The following is a 24,663-nucleotide window of genomic DNA, read 5'->3' on the forward strand; positions in this document are numbered from 1 at the left end:
CGTGACCAGACCGGAAGGAGACCCGTTGCCGGCGTTCGGGTGTTGTTCACACCTCGATGCCATGGCCACGGTTGTTGCTCTATGGGAACACGCTTTCAATCCCATTTGCCGCATCGCGCAAATTGTGTGCCCAGCTGTTGCAATGCCGCCACAGCCCGTTGCGACGAAGCGTTATGGTGCGTTCAGGGGCCATGGATTCTAGGACCTTAACGGAAACAACAGACCTGTTGCCTTTGCGCATTCTCCACAAGGAATCTTGCGCCTTCCATCGCCCCGATGAAATCCTGTTGCGCAGCGGCATTGCGACGTTGCCAAGCGGATTGACCTGCGTGCCCCGGCCATTTAACCGGTTGATTAAATCATGCGGTCTAAATGCTTGTCGCGGGACACCGGGAAGGCATAGGGCGCTTACCGAAAGGAAATCGAGATGAAGCTTGATGGCAACACTGCCGCCGTCGTCACCGGCGCGGCCTCGGGGCTCGGCGCCGCCACAGCGCGCGCGCTGGCCGCCAGGGGCGTGAAGGTCGCGATCTTCGATCTCAACGCCGAGGCGGGCGAAGCGCTGGCGGCCGAGATCGGCGGCGTGTTCTGCGCGGTCAACGTGACGGACGAGGACAGCGTCGTCGCCGGCTTCGCCAAGGCACGCGCGGCCCACGGGCAGGAGCGCGTGCTGGTCAACTGCGCCGGCATCGCGCCCGCCGCCAAGACCGTGGGCAAGAACCGCGAGACCGGCGAGCCGCGCGCACACGACATGGCCCTGTTCGAGAAGGCGATCGCCATCAACCTCGTCGGCACCTTCCGCTGCATCAGCAAGTCCGCCGCCGGCATGTCCACGCTCGAGCCGCTGGATGCGTCGGGTTCGCGCGGGGCGATCGTCAATACCGCCTCGGTGGCGGCGCAGGACGGGCAGATCGGCCAGGCCGCCTATGCCGCGTCCAAGGGCGGCGTGCTGGCGATGACGCTGCCCGTCGCGCGTGATCTCATGAGCGAGGGCATCCGCGTCAACACCATCCTGCCCGGCATCTTCGAGACGCCGATGATGGCCGGCATGCCGCAGGGCGTGCAGGATGCGCTCGCGGCGATGGTGCCGTTCCCCAAGCGCCTCGGCAAGGCCGAGGAATACGCCGACCTCGCGCTGTTCCTGCTCGGTCACGACTACATGAACGGCGAAAGCGTCCGCCTCGACGGCGCCATCCGCCTGGGCCCGAAGTAAGGCTGCAATGAAGGAACGCACCGCCCTCCCGCAGACCGACGTTGCCGCGCCCCCCGGCGCGCGCGCGATGCTGCTCGACACCGCGAGCGCGATCATGCGCGAGGGCGACGTGGTGGACATCTCGCTGTCCGAACTGAGCCTGCGATCCGGACTCAACTCGGCGCTGGTGAAGTACTACTTCGGCAACAAGGCGGGGCTTCTCAAAGCGCTGCTCGACCGCGACTGGCAGGCGATCGTCAGGAGCGTCGACGCGCTCCTCGCCAAGGACGGGTGGGAGCCCGAGGCCAAGCTGCGCCGCCACTTGTGGAAGGTCGTCGATACCTTCTACGAGGTGCCCTACCTCAACCGCCTGACCATGCGCATGGTGCGCGAGAGCGACGACGCCGAGGCCCGCCGCATCGCGGACTGCTACCTCTCGCCGATCTACCGCGCCTACGAGCAGTTGATCGGCGACGGGGTGACGGCGGGCGTCTTCCGCGAGATCGACCCGCAGCTGTTCTACTTCACCGTCACCGGCGCGGTCGACCGCTTCTTCTCGGCGCGGCTCGTGCTCAAGCACTGCTTCGACCAGGACACCCTGACCGAGGAACTGCGCGACCGCTACCGCGCACATACCATCGACATCATCATGGCGGGCATCCTCGCGCGCTGATGGCTCGCCGCAAACGCTACCTCACCGCGACGATGCCCGACGGCTACGTGAAGACCATCGGCCCCACCGCCGACGCCTTCACCCATTACTGGCGCGTGGTCGCGGTGCAGGAGAACGGCAAGACCGAGGTCTTCTGGGGCCACGCTCGCTCGCTGGCCGAGGCGAAGAGGAAACGAGCCCCGCTGGCGGACGCGGCGCGGCTGCGCGGCTGGACCCGCTTCACCTTCGAGATCGCGGAACTGGTCGAGACGCCCGCCTGAGGCGGATGGCGGCGCGAACGGGGCGATTACCGGTAGCGATAGAGCGCGGCGTTGTACTGAGCCCAGGTGGCGATGGCCTTGCGGACCTGCGCGGCCTCGGCGCCATCGACATGGCGCGGCGCCTGCTCGCCGGGGTCGGCGGCGAGGTCGTAGGCTACGATCCGGTCGGTTCGCATGTCGTGGATGTATTTGACGCCCCCGGTCCGCATGCCGGCCTGCGGCTGTCGAACCAGCGCGAAGGAATAGTCCCGGCTCCTGCGCCGGCTGCCCAGCGTGGAAATACCCTGCCAGCCGGCCGGCCGGTCGACCCCGGCGAGTTGAAGCAGGGTCGGCGCGATGTCGATCAGGTTGACCAGCCGGTCGTCGCGCTTGCCTGCCGGAACCCCGGGACCGGACAGGATGAAGGGGATGTTGACCTCCTCCTGGTATATGGTCTGACTGTGCATCTGGAAGCCATGTTCGCCGAACTGCTCCCCGTGGTCGCCGATGACCAGCACTACGGGGCGGATGCCCGCCCTGGCCATTCTCGCCAGCATCCGGCCCAGCAGCAGGTCCGAATGCTTGATCGCGGCCAGGTATGCCGCGGGGGAGCCTTTCGCCGGCAGCGGCCCGGTACCCTGGACGAAGTAGGGGAAATGGGTGGCCTCGGGCCAGACCACCGCGACCCTCGGGTCGGGGGTGGCCAGGAACCAGCGTTCCGCAGTGTCGTAGGTGCACGCATCGGGGAGGTAGATGTTCGCCGCGAATCTCCTGTCGCTGAGGTCCCAGCGGGCGTCGCAGCGGATGGTGGTGCTGTCGGCGGTGGGGCCGGTGTCGGTGCTGGCCAGCATGGCGCCGCTGTTCTGGAACGCGAAGTCGCCGCCCAGGATGAAGGTGCTTCGATAGCCGCTGCGCCGCAACGTGCGCAGGAAGGGCTCGGGATAGCCACTGGCCACGTCCATCGCTTCGACCCGGTAGCCGAAGTGGGGATAGCGCGAGAACAGCAGCGAGAACATCGTGCGCAACGACGTGGAGACGGATGCGCTGGCGTTGGGGTACTGCGTGCCGGTCTCCGCCAGCCTGCGCAGCGTCGGCAACTCGTCTAGGTGCTCTCTGACGGTCCGGGCGCGCACGGACTCGAGCACGACCACCAGGATATCCCGGCGGGTCAATCCGGCGGCCGGATGCGAGGGCGGCGCGGCCTGCTGCGCCGCGTATTCGCCGGTTTTCCCATCGGTGGGGCCTGTCAGCAGGTCGCGGACCGTATCCGACATGCTGGAGCTGACCATTTCGACCACCGGATTGGTCACGGCGTCGCGCCAGCGATCCGGCAGGGGCGGATGCGAGGTCAGGAGAACGAAGGCGCAGCCGGCGGCCATCAGCGCTGCCGGCCCCGGTCGGCCCCACCACCCGGCCAGCGGCCCGCGTCGAGCGAGGAAAAGCAGGCCCACCGGCGACAGGAGCGCAAGGGCCAGGCCGATCACCTGTCCTGTCGTCATCACCGAGCTGACCATCAGCTGCGAGGTTCCGTTCCAGGCGATATCGGCGGCCAGCAGCCATTGAAACGTCAGCGGCGCGCCGAGCCACTGTACGGCGGACACGTTGATGACCAGCAGGGCCAGATGGCCAAGCGCGAACGCCCAGGCCAGCGCGACGATCGCGAACCGCATGGCGGGCCATCGTCCAGACAGGAAGAGCAGGGTCCCCGAGACAAGGGAAAAGGAGAGGATGACCCAAAGATCATGATACATGAAACTTCGGAGGACGACCAAGGGGTGAGGGGCCGGCCACAGAGCGAACCGCGCCGCGAAAGCGACCAGAATTTGCGACGCCGTCAGGCAGTTGAGAGATGACCAGCCTTTTGCGGACCTATCTGGAGCCGTAGCCAACACTTCTTCCGCCACGCCTGTCCACCCTCACGCCCCGCATCGCCCACCTTCGTGAACGAAGAAGCCCGGCTTGACCACCGTTGTCTCGTGATGCCCGATGCCGGTCGCCGGCACGGACCCGTGGGTCTGCCGGGTACCCCCTCCGGCTGGCTGGGATGGCTGCCCGTTCGATCGAACGGGTGCCACAATCAAAAGGCCCGGACTTCCTCGACGGTGGACGGCTTCAGCTGGAAAACTCGCGGACCCGGCGCGGCTGGATGCGCACCGTGTCGCCCAGTTTCGGAGCGGGCTGCGCGGCGTCGACGTCGAATTCCACGACCTTGTCGTGGCCGTCGATCCGGCCTTCCACCCGCCAGGAACCACCGCGCCGGAAGACGTTCTCGACCAGCACCGGGGTGCCGCCGTCGCTCACCAGCTCGATGTCGTGCGGACGCGCGTGGACGCCGCCGGGCAGCAGGTTGGTCTCGCCCACGAAGTTCGAGACGAAGGGCGTCGCCGGCTCCATGTAGACCTGCTCGGGGGTGCCGACCTGCTCGATCCGGCCGTGGTCCATCACCACCACGCGGTCGGCGAGTTCGAGCGCTTCCTCCTGGTCGTGGGTGACGAAGATCGAGGTCAGGCCCATGCTCTCGTGGAGGTCGCGCAGCCAGCGGCGCAGGTCCTTGCGGACCTTGGCGTCGAGCGCGCCGAAAGGCTCGTCGAGCAGCAGCACGCGCGGCTCGATGGCGAGCGCGCGGGCAAGCGCGACGCGCTGGCGCTGGCCGCCGGAAAGCTGGCCCGGGTAGCGCTTGCCGAGCCCTTCGAGCTGGACGAGGCGCAGCAGTTCCTCGGCGCGGGCGCGGATGTCGGCCTTGGGCGGGCGGCCCTTGCGGCGCACCGAGAGGCCGAAGGCGACGTTTTCGGCCACGGTCATGTGCTTGAACAGCGCGTATTGCTGGAACACGAACCCGACATGGCGCTCGCCCACCGAGCGGCTGGAGACGTCTTCGCCGTCGAACAGGACTTCGCCGCCGTCCTGGAATTCGAGCCCGGCGATGATGCGCAGCAAGGTCGTCTTGCCCGAACCCGAGGGGCCGAGCAGGGCGACGAATTCACCCGGCTTTATCTCCAGGTCGATGCCGTGAAGCGCGGCGAAATCGCCGAAGGTCTTGGTGACGTTCTGGACCCGGATCAATGCGAGGCACTCCCGTGAAGGTTGAAGCGCCACTCCAGCACGGTCTTGGCGACGAGCGTCACCAGCGCGAGGCCTGCGAGCAGCGAGGCGACCGCGAAGGCGCCGACGAAGTCGTATTCGTTGTAGAGGATCTCGACGTGGAGCGGCATCGTGTTGGTCTCGCCCCGGATGTGCCCGGAGACGACCGAGACGGCGCCGAACTCTCCCATCGCGCGCGCATTGCAGAGCAGCACGCCGTAGAGCAGGCCCCAGCGGATGTTGGGCAGGGTGACGTGGCGGAACGTCTGCCAGCCGCTGGCGCCCAGCGAGATCGCGGCCTCCTCCTCGTCCTTGCCCTGCTCCATCATCAGCGGGATCAGCTCGCGCGCGACGAAGGGGAAGGTGATGAACACGGTGGCAAGGACGATGCCGGGGACCGCGAAGATGATCTTGAGGTCATGCTCCGCCAGCCACGGTCCGAACCAGCCGTTGGCGCCGAACAGCAGCACGAACATCAGGCCCGAGACCACCGGCGAGACCGAGAAGGGCAGGTCGATCAGCGAGATCAGCAGGCTCTTGCCGGGGAACTGGAACTTGGTGATCGCCCAGCTCGCCACCACGCCGAAGACGAGGTTGAGCGGCACGCTGATCGCCGCGATCAGCAGGGTCAGCTTGATGGCGGACAAGGCGTCGGGCGCGGAAACGGCGTCGAGGAACGGGCCGATGCCCGCCTTCAGCGCCTCGCCGAAGACTGCGACGAGGGGGAGCAGCAGGAAGAAGGCGAGGAACACCAGCGCGGTGCCGATCAGCACAAACTGCAGCGCGCGGCTTTCGGTGGTGGAACGCCTCATGCGCCGTACCTCCGGCGGCCGGCCGCCTGGACCAGGTTGAGCGCCAGCAGGATCGCGAAGGAGACCAGCATCATGATCGTGGCGATCGCGGTGGCGCCGTCGTAATTGTACTGCTCCAGCTGGGTAACGATCAGCAGCGGCGCGATCTCGGTGCGGCCGGGCATGTTGCCCGAGATGAAGATCACCGATCCGTACTCGCCCACGCCGCGCGCGAAGGCGAGCGCGAAGCCGGTGAGGAGGGCGGGGAAGATCGCGGGGAAGATCACGCGCCGGAAGGTCTGGAACCGGGTGGCGCCGAGCGTCGCGGCGGCTTCCTCGACGTCGTGGCCGAGGTCCGCCAGCACCGGCTCGACCGAGCGCACCACGAAGGGCAGGCCGATGAAGACCAGCGCCACGGTGATGCCGATCGGCGTGAAGGCGACCTTGATGCCCAGCGGGTCGAGGAACTGGCCGACCCAGCCGCTCGGCGAATAGAGCGTGGTGAGCGCGATACCGGCGACGGCGGTGGGCAGCGCGAAGGGCAGGTCGACCACGGCGCCGATGAGCCGCTGGCCGGGGAAGGTGTAACGCACCAGCACCCACGCCACGAGCAGCCCGAACACCGCGTTGACGAGGCCTGCGGCGGCGGCCGTGCCGAAGCTCAGCCGATAGGCGGCCATGGCGCGATCCGAGAGCCCAACGGCGACGAACTGGTCCCAGCCCATGCCCGCGGACTTGAGGAAGATCGTCGCCAGCGGGATCAGCACGATCAGCGTCAGCCAGCCGAGGCTGAGCCCGAACGTCAGGCCGAAGCCCGGCAGCACCGACGGCTGGCGCCAGCGGCGGCGGGCCCGGCTGGGCAAGGGGGCGGCGAGGGATGCGGTCATCTGCAGGGGTCTGCTCGATTCGTCATGAAAGTCCGGTCTGCCTGGGTAAAACACTGCTCATCCGTTCGTGTCGAGCGAAGTCGAGGTAGGCCAGCCCGGGCTCTGGGTGTCTCGACTTCGCTCGACACGAACGGAACGTGGGTTTGGAACACCTTCCTGCCTGTGCTGAAAAGGCCAATCGAACTTTCCGCTCAAAACCCTCGTCATCCCCGCGAAGGCGGGGATCCCGCTTGTTCCTTCAAGCGCGCGAAGGAAGCGGGGCCCCCGCCTTCGCGGGGGCGACGGGGTTTTATGGGCAATCGCGTTTCGATGGCATCGGGCAACCGGCGAGCGCGCGTCATCATTTCTTCGTGGAGATGCGGTCGAACACGCCCCCGTCGTCGAAGAACGTCTTCTGGGCGGCGCGCCAGCCGCCGAAGTCCTTGTCGATGGTGGCCATCGGGATGTCGGGGAAGGTCGACTTGAACTGCACGGCGATCTTGGGGTCGCTCGGGCGGTAGAAGTTGCGGGCGATCGCGACCTGCGCTTCGGGGGTATAGAGGTACTCTAGGTAGGCCTTGGAGACTTCCTCGGTGTGGTGCTTCGCCGCGTTCTTAGCCACCACCGCGACCGGCGGTTCGGCGAGGATAGAGATCGACGGGGCGACGATCTGGAACTTGCCCGCGCCCAGCTTCTTCTCGGCGAGGAGAGCCTCGTTCTCCCAGGCGATCAGCACGTCGCCGATGCCGCGCTCCACGAAGGTCGTTGTCGCGCCGCGTGCGCCGCTGTCGAGCACGGGGACGTGGGTGAAGAGATTGCGGACGTACGTTTCAGCGGCCTGATCGGAGCCGCCGGCCTTGCGGCCATAGGCCCAGGCGGCGAGGAAGTTCCAGCGGGCGCCGCCGCTGGTCTTGGGGTTCGGGGTGATGACCTCGACGCCCGGCTTGACCAGGTCGGCCCAGTCGCGGATGCCCTTGGGATTGCCCTTGCGCACGAGGAACACGATCGTCGAGGTGTAGGGCGAGGAATTGTCGGGCAGCGCGGTCTGCCAGTCGGCGGGGAGGAGCTTCGCCTTGTCGGCGATCGCGTCGATGTCGTAGGCCAGCGCGAGGGTGGCGACATCGGCGTCGAGGCCGTCGATGATCGCGCGGCTCTGCTTGCCGGAGCCGCCATGGCTCATGCGGAAGCTGACGTTCTTGCCGGTCTTCTTCTTCCAGTACGCGGCGAAGGCGGGGTTGATCGCCTCGTACAGTTCGCGCGTGGGGTCGTAGCTGACGTTGGTGATCTGGACCGCGCCCGACTTGCCCTCTCCGCCGCCGGAGCAGCCGGGAAGCGCGATCGCAAGGCCCAGGGCCACGGCCAGCACTGCGCGGGATTTGTGCATCGTGTCGTCTCCAGATCGTGTCCGCCGGAACAATGCCCGGCAGGGGCTTCGGCTGCCTGGCGCCGTCATCCGCGTTCTGCGGCGACCTGGCAAGGCGTCCGTCCTCATGCGATCCGACTACTCAGTTCCGCCCGTCAACTCAATTGGATTGATTGACAATGGAGCAATGGTATCGAGGGCGCGCAAAAGCAGAGCTTTCAACCCTCGCGCTTCACCACGCGGCACAGGCCCTCCTGCGCGACGCTGGCGACGAGATTGCCGGCGCGGTCGTAGATCGACCCGCGCGCAAAGCCGCGCGCGTGTCCGGCCCAAGGGCTATCCATCGCATAGAGCAACCAGTCGCCCACCTGCGGCGTGGAATGGAACCAGACCGCGTGGTCGAGGCTGGCCACCTGCAAGCCCGGCGTGAAGAAGCTCGGCGAGTGCGGCAGCACCGCGGTGGAGACGAGCGCAAAGTCGCTGGCGTAGGCGAGGACCACGCGCTTCAGGGCGTCGTCGGCTTCCATTGGCGCCGCAAGCCGGAACCATAGGAACTGGCGCGGCGTGCCCGCGGTGTCCGATGCGGGCGGGCCGGGGCGGACCTCGAAGGCGGCGAGGCGCTCGAGCATGGCCTGCGGGAATTTCTGCCCGGCAGCGGCAAGCGCGGCGGCCAGTTCTGGGCAGTGTTCGGGACCCGGCACCTGCGGCATCGGCGCGGCGTGGGCAAAGCCTTCCTCGCGGCGGTGGAACGAGGCGGCAAGGTTGAGGATCGGCTTGCCGCCCTGCATGGCGACGACGCGGCGATTGGCGAAGCTGCCGCCGTCGAAATCGCGCAAGGTGCGGTAGATGATCGGGCGCGTGGTGTCCCCGGCGCGCAGGAAATAGGCGTGGAGCGAGTGGGCCTGCTGCTCCCCGCTCACGCCCCGCGCGGCGGCGGCGAGCGCCTGCGCAACCACCTGACCGCCGAACACGCGGCCCGGCCCTTCGGCCGAGGCGGCGCCGCGAAACAGGTCGGTGTCGATCTCCTCGACCTCGAGCAGCGACTTCAATTCGGCGACGGCTTCGGTCATGCGGTGTTCCCGACCGGCTTGACCGGCGAGCCTTCCAGCCATGCGAGGGCCTGCCGTTCGATCGACAGCAGTTCCTCCAGCGTCTGCTCGATCGCGCGCTTCTGCTTGCGCAGGTCGTCCACGCGGGTGGCGACCTTGGCCTGGAGGATGCGGACCTGCTCATGGTGCTCGGGATCGACGTCGTAGAGGTCGAGGAATTCCTTGATCTCGCGGATCGAGAAGCCCAGGCGCTTGCCGCGCAGGATCAGCTGCATCCGCCCGATCTCGCGCTTCGAATAGATGCGCATGGTGCCCACCCGCTGCGGCGCGATCAGGCCCTTGTCCTCGTAGAAGCGCAAGGTCCGCATCGTCACGCCGAGCTGAGTCGCCACGTCCTGGATGCCGGTCATCTCAGGCTGTTCCGCGTGCTCGGGCAGGGGAGCGGAGGCCGGGGGAGGGTTCAAGCGGGCGCGCCGCTCTGGCCGGCGCGCCGGGCGGCTTCCTCGGCGGCGAGATCCTTCTTGGAGAGCTTGCCGACCATGGTCTTGGGCAGCGCGTCGCGGAATTCGATGGAGGAGGGAATCTCGATCTTGTTCAGCCGCTCGCGCAGGAAGGCCAGCAATGTCTGTTCGTCCAAGATATCCCCCGCATGCAGCGCCACGAACGCCTTCGGGGACTGCCCCCGGTACGTGTCGGGCACGCCGATCACCGCCGCTTCCGAGACCATCGGATGCTCGTAGAGCGCTTCCTCGATGATCCTGGGATAGACGTTGTAGCCCCCGCACAGGATCACGTCCTTGATCCTGTCGACGAGGAAGAGATAGCCGTCTTCGTCGAGATAGCCAATGTCTCCCGTACGCAAAGCCCCGTAGACGAAGGTCTTCTCGCTTTCCTCGGGGCGGTTCCAGTAGCCCTTCATGACCTGGGGCCCGCGCGCGCAGACCTCGCCCTTTTCGCCGGGGGGCAGAGTGCGGGTGGGGTCATTGGGATCGCGGATTTCCAGTTGGGTGCCGGGGAATGCGGGGCCGCAGGAGTTGTCCTTGACGAGGCCTTCCAGCGGGTTGCAGGCGATGATCGGGCTCGCCTCGGACAGGCCGTAGCCTTCGACCACGTTGACGCCGGTCTTCTGCTCGAACTCGCGGCGGACTTCCAGCGGCAGCGGGGCGCCGCCCGAGATGCACACGCGAGTCTGGTCGAACTCGCCGTGGAGCTGCTGGCCGTTGAGCGCGGTGTAGAGCGTCGGAACGCCGAAGAACTGCGTGGGTTTGGTGCGCTTGGCGGTGGCCAGGAACGACTTCATGTCGAAGCGCGGCAGCAGGATCATCTCGGCGGCGGTGTCGACCGAGTAGTGCAGCACGGTGGTCAGCGCGAAGACGTGGAACAGCGGCAGGACGCCCAGCGTGCGCTCCTGCTTGTCGGGCATGTGGCCGACGTGGGCGATCATTTGCGCCGAGTTAGCGGCGAGGTTAGCGTGGCTTAGCATCGCGCCCTTGGGCACGCCGGTGGTGCCGCCGGTGTACTGCAGCACGGCGAGGTCATGGGGCGAGCGCTCGACCGGATCGAGCGGGGCGTCGCGGGCGATCAGGTTCTCGAAGCGGGCGAAGCGCAGGTCGTGCGGCTCGTGGGCGATGTCGCCGCGCTTGAACAGCAGGAAGGCGCGGCGCTTGAAGGCGGGGAGAACGTCCGCGAAGGGGCAGACGATGACGCGCTTGAGGCAGCCGCCCTCCTTGTTGCGGACGCCGACCAGCGGCTCCAGCTTGGGCAGGCACAGCGCGAGGTCGGTGGCGATCATCACCTCGCAGCCCGAATCCTCGACCTGGTGGGCCATCTCGCGCTCGGTGTATAGCGGGTTGAAGTTCACCACGACCGCGCCGATGCGCAGGATCGCGAAGTAGCAGATCACGTAATAGGGCGTATTGGGCAGGCACAGGCCGACGCGCGTGCCCTTGACCACCCCGAGGTCCTGCAACCCTCGAGCGGCGCGCCGCGAGAGCGCGCCGATCTCGGCATAAGTCCACTTGCGACCCATGAAGTCGACCGCCGGCCAGTTGCCGTGGGCATCCACGGCGTGGTCGAGCAGGTCGGTCAGCAGACGCGGCGCGATCGGCGGCATCTCTTCTGCCGGTTGGGTGTTCAGGGTGGCGGAAGCGACCCCGCCGATCCGCGCCGCGTCATTCATCAGAAGGCCATCCTTGCGCCGAGGGAGAGCACCAGGGCCGAAGCGTCCTGCAGTTCGCCGTCCACCAGGATCGGGGTCTGTACCGGGGTTCCGGCATAGGCCGCCGTCGTGCGGTCGATCGTCGCGTCCTTGAAGGTGATGTAGGACGCCGCCGCATCGATCGTGAACTTCGAGTTCATGGCGTAGCTGGTGCCCGCCGAGAAGTTCCAGCGGTTGCTGTCGGGCACGCGGGCGTCACGTTCGCCGTTGCGGGTGGGGGTCATGCCGCGCTGGAAGCCGGTGCGCACCGTCCACTGCGGGGTCACGTCGTAGTCGAGCCCCATCGCCCAGGTCCACGTGTTCTTGTAGTTCTCGGGGATGGCGGTGTTGAGCGGGGCGCCGAGGTCGATCGAGTCGAACTCGCTCCAGCCCATCCGCACGACCTGCGCATTGAAGGTCAGCTTGGGGCTGAACTTGGCGCGCACGCTGCCGATGGCCTGCCACGGCGTGCTGAACGTCGCGGTCGTGTTGATCGTGCCGTTCTGTCCGGCGAGCGGGCCGGCGAGGCCCTCGATCGTCACGCTGCCGTCTAGCTTGTGCTTGATCGCGGACTTGTAGGCGGCGCCGATCGTGACGGGGCCTTCATGGATCTGCAGGCCGGCGGACCAGCCCACATCCCAGCCGTCGCCCTTGAGGTTCTGGTGGCCGTCGGCCAGCAGCGGCGAAAGGTTGGGCAGGTAGTTGCCGAGCGAGGCGTCGACATACTCGATGTTCGCACCGGCGCCCACGCGCAGCCAGTCGGTCACCGCGACGGCGACGCTCGGCTGGATGTCGTAAGTGCGCAGCTTGGTCTTGTCCGCCGAGTAGCGCGTCCAGCTGTCGGCGTCGTAGTTGGTGGTGAACGAGTAGGGCGCGGTCACCGCGAGGCCGACCGCCACCTTTCCGAAGCCGTAGGCGATCGCGCCCGAGGGCAGGATGCCGTTGTCGATCGGGTTCTTCGCAACCGGGTTGCCGCCGACCGATCGGGGTGCCTGCGCCGGACGCACGATCACCGAGCCGTTGTCGACCACGTCGCCGCGCGGGCGGATGAAGCTGCCGCGGATGGCCGCCTCGCCGCCCTGCATGTCGGCGATCGAGGCCGGGTTCCACCACAGCGAATCGACGCCGGTGTCGGCCGCCTCGCCCGAGAAGGCGCGGCCCTGGCCGCGAACCGATTGTTCCTGCAGGTAGAAGGCCTGGGCGTGTGCAGCGCCGGCATAAGCGAAGGCGACGGCGCTGGCCGCGCCGGCGAGAAGGATGCGGCGTGACTTGGTAGGCATTTCGGTACTCTCCCTAAGCGATTGCTTTTCGCGTGTTATCAACGGTATGCCCGGCACCGGGCAAGCCGCCTACTTGATCCGGGTCCAGGTCTGGGTCTTGCACAAGGGCCAGACGATGCAGCCCTTGAGCTTGAGGGTATCGGCGCCGGCGGGCGTGATGGTCGCCTTGTAGGTGCCGCCGTCTTCCGGATTGTAGATCGAACCGCCGGTCCAGACGCCCTTTTCCAGCGTGAAGCCGCCGAGGATCTGGAGCCCCTTGAGGCGGCGTTCGCGCTTGGTGGTGTCCTTGTTGGCGACGTCCCGCAGGTCGGGATTGGTCCTCAGGTGCTCGGAAGACAGCAGCTTGCCGCAGATCGAGCCGCCGCAGCGGGCGATCTCGACGCTGCCGTTCTTGGCAGGGGTGCGCCAGGTGCCGACGACCGAGTCGCCCTCGGCAGCATAGGCTGGCGTGAGCGCGGCGGCGCCGGCGGCAACCAATGCCAGCGCCAGATGTTTCATCACGTGCATTTGAGCGACCTCTCCATCTCTCTACCCGTGTTCGCTTGTGCGCCAGGACCCGCCCCTTTCACGAAGGTGGCTGTTCGATCCTGACCCGAACGAGAATCGGTCTAACCCAAAATTTGCTTGACGTATAGGGAAAGATTCGCACCTTTAGGGAAGACGTTCGCGAGAACGAGGATCGCAACGGATTCGGTATCAACCGAGCCGGTCCGCCCATGGAGAGAATGCATGCAAAGCGTCGTGATTGCGGGTTATGCCCGCTCGCCCTTCCACCTTGCCGGCAAGGGCGCCCTGGCCCGCGTCCGCCCCGACGACCTCGCCGCGCAGGTGATCCGCGGCCTGATCGCGAAGACCGGCGTCGAGCCTGCCGACATCGAGGACATCATCGTCGGCTGCGCCTTCCCCGAAGGCGAGCAGGGCCTCAACGTCGCGCGCCTGATCGGGCTGCTGGCCGACCTGCCGATTTCGGTGGGCGGCATGACGGTGAACCGTTTCTGCGGCTCGTCGATGAGCGCCATCCACATCGCGGTCGGCCAGATCGCCGTCGGTGCCGGCGAAGTCTTCGTCTGCGCTGGCGTGGAATCGATGAGCCGGGTGCCGATGATGGGCTTCAACCCGCTGCCCAACCCCGCGCTCGCCAAGAAGAGCGCCGTCTACATGGGCATGGGCGAGACGGCAGAGAACGTCGCCACCAAGTACCAGATTCCGCGCGCCGAGCAGGAAGCGCTGGCCGTCGAGAGCCAGAAGAAGGCCGCCGCCGCGCGTGAGGGCGGCAAGCTCAGCGACGAGATCGTCCCGATCGAAACCAAGGGCGGCACCGTCTCGGAAGACGGCACCATCCGCGCCGAAACCACTGCCGAGGCGCTCGCCGGGCTCAAGCCTGCGTTCGATGCGGGCGGTTCGGTCACCGCCGGCACCTCCTCGCCGCTGACCGACGGCGCCAGCGCGGTGCTCGTCACCACCGAGGAATACGCGCGCGCCCATAACCTGCCGATCCTCGCCCGCATCAAGTCGGTCGCGATCTCCGGCTGCGCGCCCGAGACGATGGGCCTCGGTCCGATCCTCTCGAGCCAGAAGGCGCTCGAACGCGCCGGTATCACCGCCGCCGACCTCGACGTGGTGGAACTGAACGAAGCCTTCGCCAGCCAGGCGCTCGCCTGCATCAAGGACCTCGGCCTCGACCGCGCGAAGGTGAACATCGACGGCGGCGCCATCGCCATCGGTCACCCGCTCGGCGCGACCGGCGCGCGCATCGTCGGCAAGGCGGCCTCGCTGCTCAAGCGCGAGGGCGGCAAGTACGCGCTCGCCAGCCAGTGCATCGGCGGCGGGCAGGGCATCGCCACCGTTCTGGAGGCCGTGGAATGAGCGACAACACGATCAAGAAGGTCTGCGTCATCGGCGCGGGCACAATGGGCGCAGGCATTGCGGCGCAGGTCGCCAATGCCGGCGTGCCCGTGCTGCTGCTCGACATCGTTCCGAAGGAAGGCGCCAACCGCAACGCCATCGCCGAGGGCGCGGTGGCCAAGATGCTCAAGACCGAGCCCGCTCCGTTCATGAGCAAGTCGGCGGCCAAACTGGTCGAGACCGGCAACATCGAGGATCACCTTGAAAAGGTCGCCGAGTGCGACTGGGTGATCGAAGCGGTGATCGAACGCCTCGACATCAAGCAGGGCCTCTACGCCAAGCTCGAAGCGGTAAAGCGCGAGGGCACGGCGGTGTCGTCGAACACCTCGACGATCCCGCTCGGCCAGCTGGTCGAGGGGCGTTCGGAGGCGTTCAAGCGCGACTTCCTCATCACCCACTTCTTCAATCCGCCGCGTTACATGCGTCTCATGGAGATCGTCACCGGCCCGTCGACCGACAGCGCCGTTGCCGCCAAGGTTGAGCAGTTTGCCGACGTCGCCATGGGCAAGACGGTGGTCACGGCCAACGACACCCCGGGCTTCATCGCCAACCGCATCGGCACCTACTGGATCCAGCTCGGCCTCAACGCCGCGTTCGACATGGGCCTGACGGTCGAACTGGCCGACGCCATCGCCGGCAAGCCGATGGGCGTGCCCAAGACCGGCATCTTCGGCCTCGTCGACCTCGTCGGCATCGACCTCATGCCGCACCTGCAGGCCAGCCTCACCTCGACGCTGCCCGAGGGCGACCTCTACCACGGCATCGCCCGCGAGATTCCGCTCATCACCAAGATGATCGGCGAGGGGTACACCGGCCGCAAGGGCAAGGGCGGCTTCTACCGCCTGAACAAGGAGGCCGGTCGCCGCAAGGAAACCATCGACCTTGCGACCGGCGAATATCGGCCCACCATCACGGCGCAGGGCCCGCGCGGCGCGGCTTCGCGGGGCGACCTCAAGGCACTGGTCGAGAGCAAGGGCGACATCGGTGCCTATGCCTGGGCCGTGCTGGGCGCGACGCTCGCCTATGCCGCCAGCCTCGTGCCGACCGCCGCGTCGGACGTGGTGTCGATCGATGACGCGATGAAGCTGGGCTACAACTGGAAGGCCGGCCCGTTCGAGATGATCGACACGCTCGGCGCCAAGTACCTTGCCGATCGCCTTGCGGCAGAGGGCAAGGCCGTGCCGGAAATCCTCACCGTTGCAGGGGATCGGACCTTCTACCGCATCGAAAACGGCAAGCGGCAGTACCTGGGCCTCGACGGCGAATATCGCGATATCGTGCGCCCCGAAGGTGTGTTGCGGCTGGCCGACGTCAAGCTGGCGTCGAAGCCGCTGCTCAAGAACGGTTCCGCCGCGCTGTGGGACGTGGGCGACAGCGTCGTCTGCCTCGAGTTCACCGGCAAGATGAACGCGCTCGACGGCGACGTCATGAAGCTCATCGTCGAGGCCATCGGCCTGGTGAAGGCGCAGTACAAGGCGCTCGTCGTCTACAACGATGCCGACAGCTTCTCGGCCGGCGCCAACCTCGGCCTTGCCCTCTTCGCCCTCAACATCGCGGCGTGGAGCGAGATCGAGAAGCTCGTGGCGGGCGGGCAGATGGCCTACAAGGGCCTGAAGTACGCGCCGTTCCCGGTGGTCGGCGCGCCTGCCGGCCTCGCCGTCGGCGGCGGCTGCGAAATCCTGCTCCACTGCGACGCGGTGCAGGCCCATGCCGAGCTCTACACCGGCCTCGTCGAATGCGGCGTCGGGCTGATCCCGGGCTGGGGCGGCAACGGCGAGATGCTCGACCGCTGGCAGAAGAACAAGCTGATGCCGCGTGGCCCGATGCCCTCGGTCGCCAAGGTGTTCGAGACGGTCTCCACCGCCACCGTCTCCAAGTCGGCGGCGCAGGCGAAGGAACTGCTGTTCCTGCGCGAGAGCGACGCGATCACCATGAACCGTGACCGCCTGCTCTACGACGCCAAGCAGAAGGCGCTGTCGCTGGTCGAGGGCTATACCCCGCCCGAGGCCCCGCACTTCCGCCTGCCGGGCGAGAGCGGGCGAGTGGCGCTAGGCATGGCGGTCGACGGTTTCCACAAGCAGGGCAAGGCAACCGACTACGACGTCGTGGTGTCGAACGCCCTGGCCGGCGTGCTCTCGGGCGGCGAGGCGGATCTGGTCGACACCGTGACCGAGCAGGAACTGCTCAAGCTGGAGCGCGAGACCTTCATGCGGCTGGTGCGTGAGCCCCGCTCGATCGCCCGGGTCGAGCAGATGCTCGAAACCGGCAAGCCGCTGCGGAACTGATAGACCAAGAAAGGATCGCCACGGCCGCCCAACCTCGCTCGTCGTCCCCGCGCAGGCGGGGACCCCGCTTTCTTCCTCCAGCCATGTGCCGTGGTTCAGGAAGCGGGATCCCCGCCGTCGCGGAGATGACGGGATAAGTTGCGGCGGATCTGGCGATCCCGAGGAGAGTGACATGCAAGTATACGAAGCGCCCTTGCGCGACATGCGGTTCGTGATCCACGAACTCCACCAGGACGACGGCTTCGGTAACATCGAGGCGCTGTCCGAATTCACCCCCGACCTCGTCGACGCGGTGCTCGAGGAAGCGGCGAAGGTCGCGCAGGAAGTGCTGCTGCCCCTCAACCGCTCCGGCGACATCGAGGGCTGTACCCTCGAAAACGGCGTCGTGCGCACGCCCAAGGGCTTCAAGGAAGCCTACGACCTGTTCCGTGAGGGCGGCTGGTGCGCGCTGGCGTCCGACCCCGAGTGGGGCGGGCAGGGCCTGCCCGAGACGATCAACAAGATGACCGAGGAGATGATCTGCTCGTCCAACCTGTCGTTCAGCCTCTATCCCGGCCTGACCCACGGCGCGACGACCGCGATCGAGGGCTATGCCAGCGACGAACTGAAGCAGGCCTATCTGCCCAAGATGGTGTCGGGCGACTGGTCGGGCACGATGTGCCTCACCGAGCCGCACTGCGGCACCGACCTCGGCATGCTGCGCACCAGGGCGGTCACGCAGGACGACGGCTCGTACAAGCTGACGGGGTCCAAGATATTCATCTCGGCGGGCGAGCACGACCTGACCGAGAACATCATCCACCTCGTCCTCGCGCGCCTTCCCGACGCACCCGAGGGCGTGAAGGGCATCAGCCTGTTCCTCGTGCCCAAGTACCTCCCCAAGGACGACGGCACGCCCGGTCCGTCGAACGGCGTGTCGGTGGCGGCGATCGAGCACAAGATGGGCCTCAAGGCCTCGGCCACCTGCCAGCTCAATTTCGACGATTCGGTCGGCTGGCTGGTCGGCACGCCCCATAAGGGCATGGAAGCCATGTTCAAGATGATGAACACCGAGCGCGTCTCGGTCGGCGTCCAGGGTCTCGGCATCGGCGAGGCGGCGTATCAGTCGGCCGTGTACTACGCCAAGGACCGCCTGCAGGGCCGCTCGCTCTCGGGCGTGAAGAACCCCTCCGGCCCGGCCGATCCGATCATCGTCCACCCCGACGTGCGCCGCATGCTGATGACGATGCGCGCCTACAACGAGGGCTGCCGCGCGATGACCGGCTGGGTCAGCCGCGCGCTCGATGCCGAGCGTTATTCGACCGACCCCGAGGTCAGGCAGCGTGCAACCGACTTCATCGCGCTGATGACGCCGGTGGTGAAGGCGCTGTTCACCGACCTCGGCTACGAGAGCGCCAACCTCGCCGTGCAGGTCTACGGCGGCCACGGCTATATCGCCGAGAGCGGCGTCGAGCAGTACGTGCGCGACGGGCGCATCGCCATGATCTACGAGGGCACCAACGGCATCCAGGCGCTTGACCTCGTCGGCCGCAAGCTGCCCGCGAACATGGGCCGCAACCTGCGCAGCTTCTTCCACCCGGTCTCGCAGTTCGTCGAGGCGAACAAGGCCGACGCCCAGTTCAAGCCGATGATCGAGGCGCTGGAAAAGGCCTTCGGCGCGCTCCAGCTCTCCACCGCGACGATCGCGCAGAAGGGCATGAAGGACCCAGAGGAAGCAGGCGCGGCGGCGACCGACTACCTGCGCCTCATGGGCCTCGTGGCGATGGCGTACTGCTTCGCGCAATCCGCCCTGATCGCACGCGACAAGCTGGCGGGCGGCACCGAGGAATCCGGTTTCTACAAGGCCAAGCTGACCACCGCGCAGTTCTACTTCGACCGCATCCTGCCCCAGGCGACCACCGCGTTCCTGGCGATCAAGGCGGGCAAGGCCTCGATGATGGCACTGGACGCAGCGGCGTTCTGAGGGCGGGGCTGGCTAGCGGCCGCAAACACCCGTCGTCCCCGCGCAGGCGGGGACCCCGCTTGTTCTTTCTACCTCGCGCGGAAGAAGCGGGGCCCCCGCCTGCGCGGGGCGACGGAATTGGCAGCACGGCAGTTCCAGCCAAGCCCGCTCAGCGGCCTGCCACCAAGCCCACCCTCGTCATTCCCGCGAAGGCGGGAACCCAGCTGATGAGCCTTCGGGTCGCACCGGCTTCAGATGGATACCCGCCTTCGCGGGGATGACGAAAGAGGGGCAGGGCATACCCCGTCGTCCCGGACTTGATCCGGGACCGCTGGCCGATCTTTAGGCCCTATCTAAGGGCCGGACGTAGACAAGCTCGCGGCCAGCCTGCAAGGTCTCGCCTGAAGAATGGCCAGCGGTCCCCGCGTACATGGGGACGACGGGGGAATACGATGTCCGCAAGCTTGGCCGCAGCGCCGCCGCTCACCGACGCCATGCGCCTGCGCGCGATCGTGGCGGGCTCGGCGGGCAATCTCATCGAGTGGTACGACTTCTACGTCTACGCCTTCACCGCGCTCTACTTCTCCTCCGAGTTCTTCCCCAAGAGCGATCCGCTGGTGCAGATCATGGCGACCAGCGGCATCTTCGCCGTCGGCTTCCTGATGCGTCCGTTCGGCGGCTGGTATTTCGGCCGCTATGCCGATCGCAAGGGCCGGCAGGCGGCGATGGTGGTCTCGGTGCTGATGATGGGCGCGGGCGCGCTGCTGATCTCTGTGCTGCCGACCTATGCGCAGATCGGCACGGCGGCTCCCGCGCTGCTGCTGGTCGGGCGGATGCTCCAGGGCTTCTCCACCGGCGGGCAGTACGGCACCGCCGCCACGTACCTGAGCGAGATTGCCGGGCCGACGCGGCGCGGTTTCTGGTCCTCGTTCCAGTACGTCACCCTGATCGGCGGGCAACTGAGCGCGACGCTGGTGATCCTGCTGCTCCAGCAGGCGTTCGGCGATGCGGGGATGAAGGCCTGGGGCTGGCGCATCGCCTTCGCCATCGGCGCGGTGGCCGCCGGCTGCATCGTGCTGCTGCGCGGTCACATGCACGAAACCGCCAGCGCCGCCGACCGCGAGGGCGAGCATGCCGGCAGCCTCGCCGAACTGTTCCGCCACTCGACCCGCGCCTTCCTCATCGTCGCCGCGCTGACGGCGGGGGGCAGCCTGATGTTCTACTCCTTCACCACCTACATGCAGAAGTTCCTGGTGCTGACCGTTGGCATGACCAAGGAGGCCGCGACGCTGCTGATGACGGTGGTGCTGATCGTGTTCATGGTCCAGCAGCCGCTGATGGGCCTGCTTTCCGACCGGATCGGGCGGCGCACCAACATGATCCTGTTCGCCGCTCTGGGCGCGCTGTGCACCCCGTTCCTGTTCGGCGCGCTGGCCACGGCGCAGAGCCCGCTTGCCGCCTTCCTGCTGATCGCGGCGGGGCTGACGATCTGCAGTTTCTACACTTCCGTCAGCGGGTTGTTCAAGGCGGAGCTGTTCCCCGTCCATGTCCGGGCGCTCGGCGTCGGCCTTGCCTATGGCATCTCCAATGCGGTGTTCGGCGGGACTGCCGAGAACGTCGCGCTCGGCTTCAAGCAATACGGGATGGAGCACGGTTTCTACTGGTACGTTTCGGCCTTCTGCGTCGTTTCGCTGATCGCCGCGCTGATGCTGCCGGACACGCGCAAGGATAATGTGCTCGACCGCTGAAGCAGGGTATTATATCCAGCGGTGTATAGAACTTGACGTCACGTTGAGTTCTGCTCATCGCCGCATGCAATCTACGCGCCATGGCATTGTGCAACCAAGGCGCGCAAAACGGGTTGATGGGCACATAGGGACGCGACCTGGGCAAGCAGGGCGCGGCGGGTTGCGGCAGTCGCCGTGCCCGGTCCCGACAAAGGAACATCACCATGACGGAAGGATACGGAGCGATCTCTCGGCGCGACGTTCTCAAGACCAGCGCGGCCGGAGCGGCTCTCGCAGGTTCCATCGGCCCCGGCGGCGTCGCCTTGGCGCAGGGCGAGGTCTCGGTCCCCCCGCAGGCGGCGGTGCGGATGAAGGTCAACGGCAAGGCCGTCAGCCTGACCCTCGACACGCGCACCACGCTGCTCGACGCCCTGCGCGAGCATCTGCACCTCACCGGCACCAAGAAGGGCTGCGATCACGGCCAGTGCGGCGCCTGCACGGTCATCGTCGAAGGCCGCCGCATCAACTCATGCCTGACCCTCGCGGTGATGCACGAAGGCGACGAGGTCACCACGATCGAGGGCCTTGGCACGCCGGATAACCTGCACCCGATGCAGGCCGCCTTCGTCGAGCATGACGGCTTCCAGTGCGGCTACTGCACGCCGGGCCAGATCTGCTCGGCCGTCGCGGTGCTCGAGGAAATCCGCGCGGGCATTCCCAGCCACGTCACCGACGACATCGGCAAGGCGCCCGCCATGACCACCCACGAGATGCGCGAGCGCATGAGCGGCAACATCTGCCGCTGCGGCGCCTATTCGAACATCGCCGAGGCCATGGCCCAGGTCGCGGGGGTCGAGGCATGAGGCCCTTCACGTACGAACGCGCCACAAGCGCGCAGGACGCCGCCGCCAAGGCCGCGTCGATGCCCGGCGCCCGCTTCATCGCAGGGGGCACCAACCTGCTCGACCTGATGAAGCTCGAGATCGAGACGCCGACGCACCTGATCGACGTCAACGGCCTCGGTATGGACAACATCGAGCCGATCGACGGCGGCGGGATCAGGATCGGCGCGCTCGTGCGCAACACCGACCTTGCCGCCGACAAGCGCGTGCGCGAGGGCTACGGCGTGCTCACCCGCGCGCTCGTGGCCGGCGCCTCGGGCCAGCTGCGCAATAAGGCGACGACGGCGGGCAACCTGCTCCAGCGTACCCGCTGCCCCTATTTCTACGACGTGAACATGCCCTGCAACAAGCGCAAGCCCGGTTCGGGCTGCGCCGCGATCGGCGGTTTCTCGCGTCCGCTCGGCGTGGTGGGCACCAGCGACGCCTGCATCGCCACGCACCCCAGCGACATGGCGGTGGCCATGCGCGTGCTCGACGCCTCGGTCGAGACGATCCGTCCCGACGGCACCACCCGCGCGATCCCCATCGCCGACTTCCACAAGCTGCCGGGCGATACCCCGCACCTGGAAACGGCGCTGGAGAAGGGCGAGATGATCATCTCGGTCGCGCTGCCCAAACCACGCGGCGGCACGCATATCTATCGCAAGGTGCGCGACCGCGCCTCCTATGCCTTCGCGCTCGTCTCCGTCGCGGCGGTGATCGGGCGTGACGGGAAGGGCGCCGTCGCGATCGGCGGGGTGGCGCCCAAGCCCTGGCGCGAGGCCGAGGCCGACGCGCTGCTGCCCAAGGGCGCGGGGCCCGTCGCCGATCGCCTGTTCGCCGATGCCACCCCGCGCGAGGACAACGCGTTCAAGATCATGCTGGCGAAGCGCACCATCGCTTCCGTCATCGCCGAGGCCAGAGACGCATGAAGTTCGAAACCCCCGCAGGCGCCAACCCGATCGACCGGATGACGGTCGTCGGCAAGCCCACCACCCGCATCGACGGTCCGCTCAAGGTCAGCGGCCTCGCGCCCTATTCCTACGAGCACCAGGACGTGCCGGGGAAGGCCGCATACGGCTATATCCTCGGCTCCGCCGTGGCCAAGGGCACGATCCGCTCGATCGACAGCGCCCGCGCCGAACGCGCGCCCGGCGTGCTTGCGGTGGTCACTCACCGCAACGCCGGCAAGCTCGGCAAGGGCAAGAACAACACCGCGAAACTGCTCGCGGGGCCGGACGTGCAGCACTACCACCAGGCCGTCGCCGTGGTCGTCGCCGAGACCTTCGAGCAGGCCCGCGCGGCCGCCGCGATGATCGACGTCGACTATGCGCGCGATGGCGGCCAGTTCGACCTCGCCGCTGCGAAGACAGACGCCAAGGAGCAGCCCGGCTCCGACGCACCGACCGCCGTCGGAGACTTCGACGGGGCCTTCGCCTCGGCCCCGGTGCAGGTCGACCAGACCTACACCACCCCCGACCACAGCCACGCGATGATGGAGCCCCACGCCACCATCGCCGCGTGGGAGGGCGACAAGCTCACCGTCTGGACCGCCAACCAGATGATCAACTGGAGCCTCAAGGATCTGGCCGCCACGCTTGCCATGCCTGTCGAGAAGGTGCGCCTGATCTCGCCCTACATCGGCGGCGGGTTCGGCGGTAAGCTGTTCCTGCGCGCCGATGCGCTCATGGCGGCGCTCGGTGCGCGCGCGGTTAAGCGGCCCGTGAAAGTGGCGCTGGCGCGTCCGTTCATGGCGAACAACACCACGCACCGCCCCGCGACCATCCAGCGCATCCGCCTCGGCTGCACGCAGGACGGCAGGATCAGCGCGATCGGTCACGAGAGCTGGTCGGGTGATCTCGAGGGCGGCGGGCTCGAAGTGGCGGTGCAGCAGACCAAGCTGCTCTACGCCGGCGCCAACCGCATGACCGCGATGCGCCTCGCCGTCCTGGACCTTCCCGAAGGCAACGCCATGCGCGCGCCGGGCGAAGCGCCGGGCCTGATGGCGCTGGAAATCGCCATCGACGAGATGGCCGAGAAGCTGGGCATGGACCCGGTCGCCTTCCGCGTCCTCAACGACACCCAGGTCGATCCCGAAAAGCCCGAACGCCCGTTCTCGCAGCGTAACCTCGTGCGCTGCCTCGAAGACGGCGCGGCGCGCTTCGGCTGGAGCCGCCGCAAGGCGAAGCCCGGCCAGGTCCGTGACGGCCGATGGCTGATCGGCATGGGCGTGGGCGCGGCGTTCCGCAACAATATCAACGGCAAGTCCGGCGCCCGGGTGCGGCTGAGCCCCTCGGGCGAAGTCACGGTCGAGACCGACATGACCGACATCGGCACCGGCACCTACACTATCATCGCGCAGACAGCGGCGGAGATGATGGGCGTGCCACTGGCCAAGGTGGTGGTGAAGCTGGGCGACAGCGCGTCCCCCGTCTCTGCGGGTTCGGGCGGCCAGTGGGGCGCCAACAGCTCGACTTCGGGCGTCTATGCCGCATGCGTAAAGCTGCGCGAAACCATCGTCGCCAAGCTCGGCTTCGGCCCCGGCGAGGCGGTGTTCGAAGGCGGCCAGGTCCACGTCGGCAACCGCTCGGCCGACATCGCGCAGGCTGCGAAGTCGGGCGAGATCGTCGTCGAGGACACCATGGAATACGGCGACCTCGCCAAGAAGTTCCAGCAGTCCACCTTCGGTGCGCACTTCGTCGAAGTGGCGGTCGATCGCTACACCGGCGAGGCGCGGGTGCGGCGGATGCTCGCGGTCTGCGCGGCGGGCCGCATCCTCAACCCGATGGCGGCGCGCAGCCAGATGATCGGCGCCATGACCATGGGCGTCGGCGGCGCCTTGATGGAGGAACTCGCGGTCGACAAGCGCTTCGGCTTCTTCGTCAACCACGACCTCGCGGGCTATGAAGTGCCGGTCCATGCCGATATCCCGCACCAGGACGTCGTGTTCATCGACGAGGCGGACGACAAGGTCTCGCCGATGAAGGCCAAGGGCGTGGGCGAACTCGGCCTCTGCGGCGTCGGCGCGGCGGTGGCGAACGCAATCTACAACGCCACCGGCGTGCGTATCCGTGAATATCCGATCACGCTCGACAAGTACCTCGACCGGCTGGGCGAGGTGGCCTGAACGGCCCACTTGCATTAGGATGAAAGGGGTCGCCATCCGGCGGCCCTTTTCTTTTGTCCCCGGAA

General features: G+C 67.4%; 20 protein-coding genes. 10 read left to right on the top strand and 10 right to left on the bottom strand.

Annotation, left to right across the window (positions count from 1 at the left end; genetic code table 11):
* The first annotated feature begins 427 nt into the window (after nt 1-427).
* The 3 genes from AC07M9_RS03290 to AC07M9_RS03300 are packed head-to-tail and all read left to right on the top strand — an operon-like array spanning nt 428 to nt 2,125.
* Nucleotides 428-1,213: an SDR family oxidoreductase gene (locus AC07M9_RS03290; protein WP_494881280.1), complete on the top strand. Its 786-nt coding sequence runs from the start codon at nt 428-430 to the stop codon at nt 1,211-1,213.
* 7 nt (nt 1,214-1,220) lie between these two features.
* A complete protein-coding gene (locus AC07M9_RS03295; RefSeq protein WP_494881281.1) occupies nt 1,221-1,865 on the top strand; it encodes a TetR family transcriptional regulator in 645 nt (214 codons plus the stop codon).
* Complete coding sequence (locus tag AC07M9_RS03300; RefSeq protein ID WP_494881283.1) at nt 1,865-2,125, top strand: hypothetical protein; 261 nt, start codon at nt 1,865-1,867, stop codon at nt 2,123-2,125. The genes AC07M9_RS03295 and AC07M9_RS03300 overlap by 1 nt, the downstream gene beginning before the upstream one ends.
* Before the next feature lie 26 nt (nt 2,126-2,151).
* Here the strand turns inward: AC07M9_RS03300 and AC07M9_RS03305 are convergent, their stop codons facing one another.
* The 10 genes from AC07M9_RS03305 to AC07M9_RS03350 all read right to left on the bottom strand — a co-directional run bounded on the left by AC07M9_RS03305 (nt 2,152) and on the right by AC07M9_RS03350 (nt 13,238).
* Complete coding sequence (locus tag AC07M9_RS03305; protein WP_494881284.1) at nt 2,152-3,774, bottom strand: sulfatase-like hydrolase/transferase; 1,623 nt, start codon at nt 3,772-3,774, stop codon at nt 2,152-2,154.
* 442 nt (nt 3,775-4,216) lie between these two features.
* Entirely contained in the window at nt 4,217-5,167 is a 951-nt protein-coding gene (locus AC07M9_RS03310) for a sulfate/molybdate ABC transporter ATP-binding protein (RefSeq protein ID WP_494881286.1), read from the bottom strand.
* The gene (gene cysW, locus AC07M9_RS03315) at nt 5,164-5,997 is read right to left on the bottom strand and encodes a sulfate ABC transporter permease subunit CysW (protein WP_494881288.1); all 834 of its coding nucleotides are present in this window, start codon (nt 5,995-5,997) and stop codon (nt 5,164-5,166) included. Before cysW ends, AC07M9_RS03310 begins: the two co-directional genes overlap by 4 nt.
* Complete coding sequence (gene cysT, locus AC07M9_RS03320; protein WP_494881290.1) at nt 5,994-6,863, bottom strand: sulfate ABC transporter permease subunit CysT; 870 nt, start codon at nt 6,861-6,863, stop codon at nt 5,994-5,996. Before cysT ends, cysW begins: the two co-directional genes overlap by 4 nt.
* Nucleotides 6,864-7,203: 340 nt before the next feature.
* Entirely contained in the window at nt 7,204-8,226 is a 1,023-nt protein-coding gene (locus tag AC07M9_RS03325) for a sulfate ABC transporter substrate-binding protein (protein WP_494881292.1), read from the bottom strand.
* Nucleotides 8,227-8,423: 197 nt separating this feature from the next.
* Nucleotides 8,424-9,275: an acyl-CoA thioesterase gene (locus AC07M9_RS03330; protein WP_494881294.1), complete on the bottom strand. Its 852-nt coding sequence runs from the start codon at nt 9,273-9,275 to the stop codon at nt 8,424-8,426.
* Nucleotides 9,272-9,664: a MerR family transcriptional regulator gene (locus tag AC07M9_RS03335; RefSeq protein WP_494881296.1), complete on the bottom strand. Its 393-nt coding sequence runs from the start codon at nt 9,662-9,664 to the stop codon at nt 9,272-9,274. The genes AC07M9_RS03330 and AC07M9_RS03335 overlap by 4 nt, the downstream gene beginning before the upstream one ends.
* A 50-nt stretch (nt 9,665-9,714) precedes the next feature.
* Complete coding sequence (locus tag AC07M9_RS03340) at nt 9,715-11,433, bottom strand: long-chain-fatty-acid--CoA ligase (RefSeq protein WP_494881298.1); 1,719 nt, start codon at nt 11,431-11,433, stop codon at nt 9,715-9,717.
* Entirely contained in the window at nt 11,433-12,731 is a 1,299-nt protein-coding gene (locus AC07M9_RS03345; protein ID WP_494881300.1) for an OmpP1/FadL family transporter, read from the bottom strand. The genes AC07M9_RS03340 and AC07M9_RS03345 overlap by 1 nt, the downstream gene beginning before the upstream one ends.
* A 69-nt stretch (nt 12,732-12,800) precedes the next feature.
* Nucleotides 12,801-13,238, bottom strand: coding sequence for a DUF2147 domain-containing protein (locus AC07M9_RS03350; protein ID WP_494881302.1), 438 nt, complete (start codon nt 13,236-13,238; stop codon nt 12,801-12,803).
* A 222-nt stretch (nt 13,239-13,460) separates the two neighbouring features.
* On the opposite strand from AC07M9_RS03350, the gene AC07M9_RS03355 reads away from it, so the two are divergent.
* The 7 genes from AC07M9_RS03355 (at nt 13,461) to paoC (ending at nt 24,598) form a co-directional block, all read left to right on the top strand.
* Nucleotides 13,461-14,597 carry a thiolase family protein gene (locus tag AC07M9_RS03355; protein WP_494881303.1) on the top strand — a complete coding sequence of 379 codons (1,137 nt, stop codon included), beginning with the start codon at nt 13,461-13,463 and terminating at the stop codon, nt 14,595-14,597.
* A complete protein-coding gene (locus tag AC07M9_RS03360) occupies nt 14,594-16,921 on the top strand; it encodes a 3-hydroxyacyl-CoA dehydrogenase/enoyl-CoA hydratase family protein (RefSeq protein WP_494881305.1) in 2,328 nt (775 codons plus the stop codon). Before AC07M9_RS03355 ends, AC07M9_RS03360 begins: the two co-directional genes overlap by 4 nt.
* A gap of 172 nt (nt 16,922-17,093) precedes the next feature.
* Nucleotides 17,094-18,884 (top strand): acyl-CoA dehydrogenase C-terminal domain-containing protein, encoded by a 1,791-nt coding sequence (locus AC07M9_RS03365; protein ID WP_494881306.1) that lies wholly within the window; start codon nt 17,094-17,096, stop codon nt 18,882-18,884.
* Nucleotides 18,885-19,315: 431 nt separating this feature from the next.
* A complete protein-coding gene (locus AC07M9_RS03370) occupies nt 19,316-20,611 on the top strand; it encodes an MFS transporter (RefSeq protein WP_494881308.1) in 1,296 nt (431 codons plus the stop codon).
* A 203-nt stretch (nt 20,612-20,814) separates the two neighbouring features.
* Complete coding sequence (paoA, locus tag AC07M9_RS03375) at nt 20,815-21,453, top strand: aldehyde dehydrogenase iron-sulfur subunit PaoA (protein WP_494881310.1); 639 nt, start codon at nt 20,815-20,817, stop codon at nt 21,451-21,453.
* Nucleotides 21,450-22,403, top strand: a complete 954-nt coding sequence (locus AC07M9_RS03380) for an FAD binding domain-containing protein (RefSeq protein WP_494881312.1) — start codon at nt 21,450-21,452, stop codon at nt 22,401-22,403. The genes paoA and AC07M9_RS03380 overlap by 4 nt, the downstream gene beginning before the upstream one ends.
* A complete protein-coding gene (gene paoC, locus AC07M9_RS03385; RefSeq protein ID WP_494881314.1) occupies nt 22,400-24,598 on the top strand; it encodes an aldehyde oxidoreductase molybdenum-binding subunit PaoC in 2,199 nt (732 codons plus the stop codon). The genes AC07M9_RS03380 and paoC overlap by 4 nt, the downstream gene beginning before the upstream one ends.
* The last annotated feature ends 65 nt before the right edge of the window (nt 24,599-24,663 follow it).

The sequence above is a fragment of the Novosphingobium sp. GW821-FHT09E05 genome (genome assembly GCF_059416165.1).

What these genes read in the sequence shown, in the direction of transcription:
- AC07M9_RS03290 (WP_494881280.1), top strand. Translation starts at nt 428, where the DNA reads ATGAAGCTTGATGGCAACACTGCCGCCGTCGTCACCGGCGCGGCCTCG.
- AC07M9_RS03295 (WP_494881281.1), top strand. Translation starts at nt 1,221, where the DNA reads ATGAAGGAACGCACCGCCCTCCCGCAGACCGACGTTGCCGCGCCCCCC.
- AC07M9_RS03300 (WP_494881283.1), top strand. Translation starts at nt 1,865, where the DNA reads ATGGCTCGCCGCAAACGCTACCTCACCGCGACGATGCCCGACGGCTAC.
- AC07M9_RS03305 (WP_494881284.1), bottom strand. Translation starts at nt 3,774, where the DNA reads ATGCGGTTCGCGATCGTCGCGCTGGCCTGGGCGTTCGCGCTTGGCCAT.
- cysW (WP_494881288.1), bottom strand. Translation starts at nt 5,997, where the DNA reads ATGAGGCGTTCCACCACCGAAAGCCGCGCGCTGCAGTTTGTGCTGATC.
- cysT (WP_494881290.1), bottom strand. Translation starts at nt 6,863, where the DNA reads ATGACCGCATCCCTCGCCGCCCCCTTGCCCAGCCGGGCCCGCCGCCGC.
- AC07M9_RS03325 (WP_494881292.1), bottom strand. Translation starts at nt 8,226, where the DNA reads ATGCACAAATCCCGCGCAGTGCTGGCCGTGGCCCTGGGCCTTGCGATC.
- AC07M9_RS03330 (WP_494881294.1), bottom strand. Translation starts at nt 9,275, where the DNA reads ATGACCGAAGCCGTCGCCGAATTGAAGTCGCTGCTCGAGGTCGAGGAG.
- AC07M9_RS03335 (WP_494881296.1), bottom strand. Translation starts at nt 9,664, where the DNA reads ATGACCGGCATCCAGGACGTGGCGACTCAGCTCGGCGTGACGATGCGG.
- AC07M9_RS03340 (WP_494881298.1), bottom strand. Translation starts at nt 11,433, where the DNA reads ATGAATGACGCGGCGCGGATCGGCGGGGTCGCTTCCGCCACCCTGAAC.
- AC07M9_RS03345 (WP_494881300.1), bottom strand. Translation starts at nt 12,731, where the DNA reads ATGCCTACCAAGTCACGCCGCATCCTTCTCGCCGGCGCGGCCAGCGCC.
- AC07M9_RS03350 (WP_494881302.1), bottom strand. Translation starts at nt 13,238, where the DNA reads ATGCACGTGATGAAACATCTGGCGCTGGCATTGGTTGCCGCCGGCGCC.
- AC07M9_RS03355 (WP_494881303.1), top strand. Translation starts at nt 13,461, where the DNA reads ATGCAAAGCGTCGTGATTGCGGGTTATGCCCGCTCGCCCTTCCACCTT.
- AC07M9_RS03360 (WP_494881305.1), top strand. Translation starts at nt 14,594, where the DNA reads ATGAGCGACAACACGATCAAGAAGGTCTGCGTCATCGGCGCGGGCACA.
- AC07M9_RS03365 (WP_494881306.1), top strand. Translation starts at nt 17,094, where the DNA reads ATGCAAGTATACGAAGCGCCCTTGCGCGACATGCGGTTCGTGATCCAC.
- AC07M9_RS03370 (WP_494881308.1), top strand. Translation starts at nt 19,316, where the DNA reads ATGTCCGCAAGCTTGGCCGCAGCGCCGCCGCTCACCGACGCCATGCGC.
- paoA (WP_494881310.1), top strand. Translation starts at nt 20,815, where the DNA reads ATGACGGAAGGATACGGAGCGATCTCTCGGCGCGACGTTCTCAAGACC.
- AC07M9_RS03380 (WP_494881312.1), top strand. Translation starts at nt 21,450, where the DNA reads ATGAGGCCCTTCACGTACGAACGCGCCACAAGCGCGCAGGACGCCGCC.
- paoC (WP_494881314.1), top strand. Translation starts at nt 22,400, where the DNA reads ATGAAGTTCGAAACCCCCGCAGGCGCCAACCCGATCGACCGGATGACG.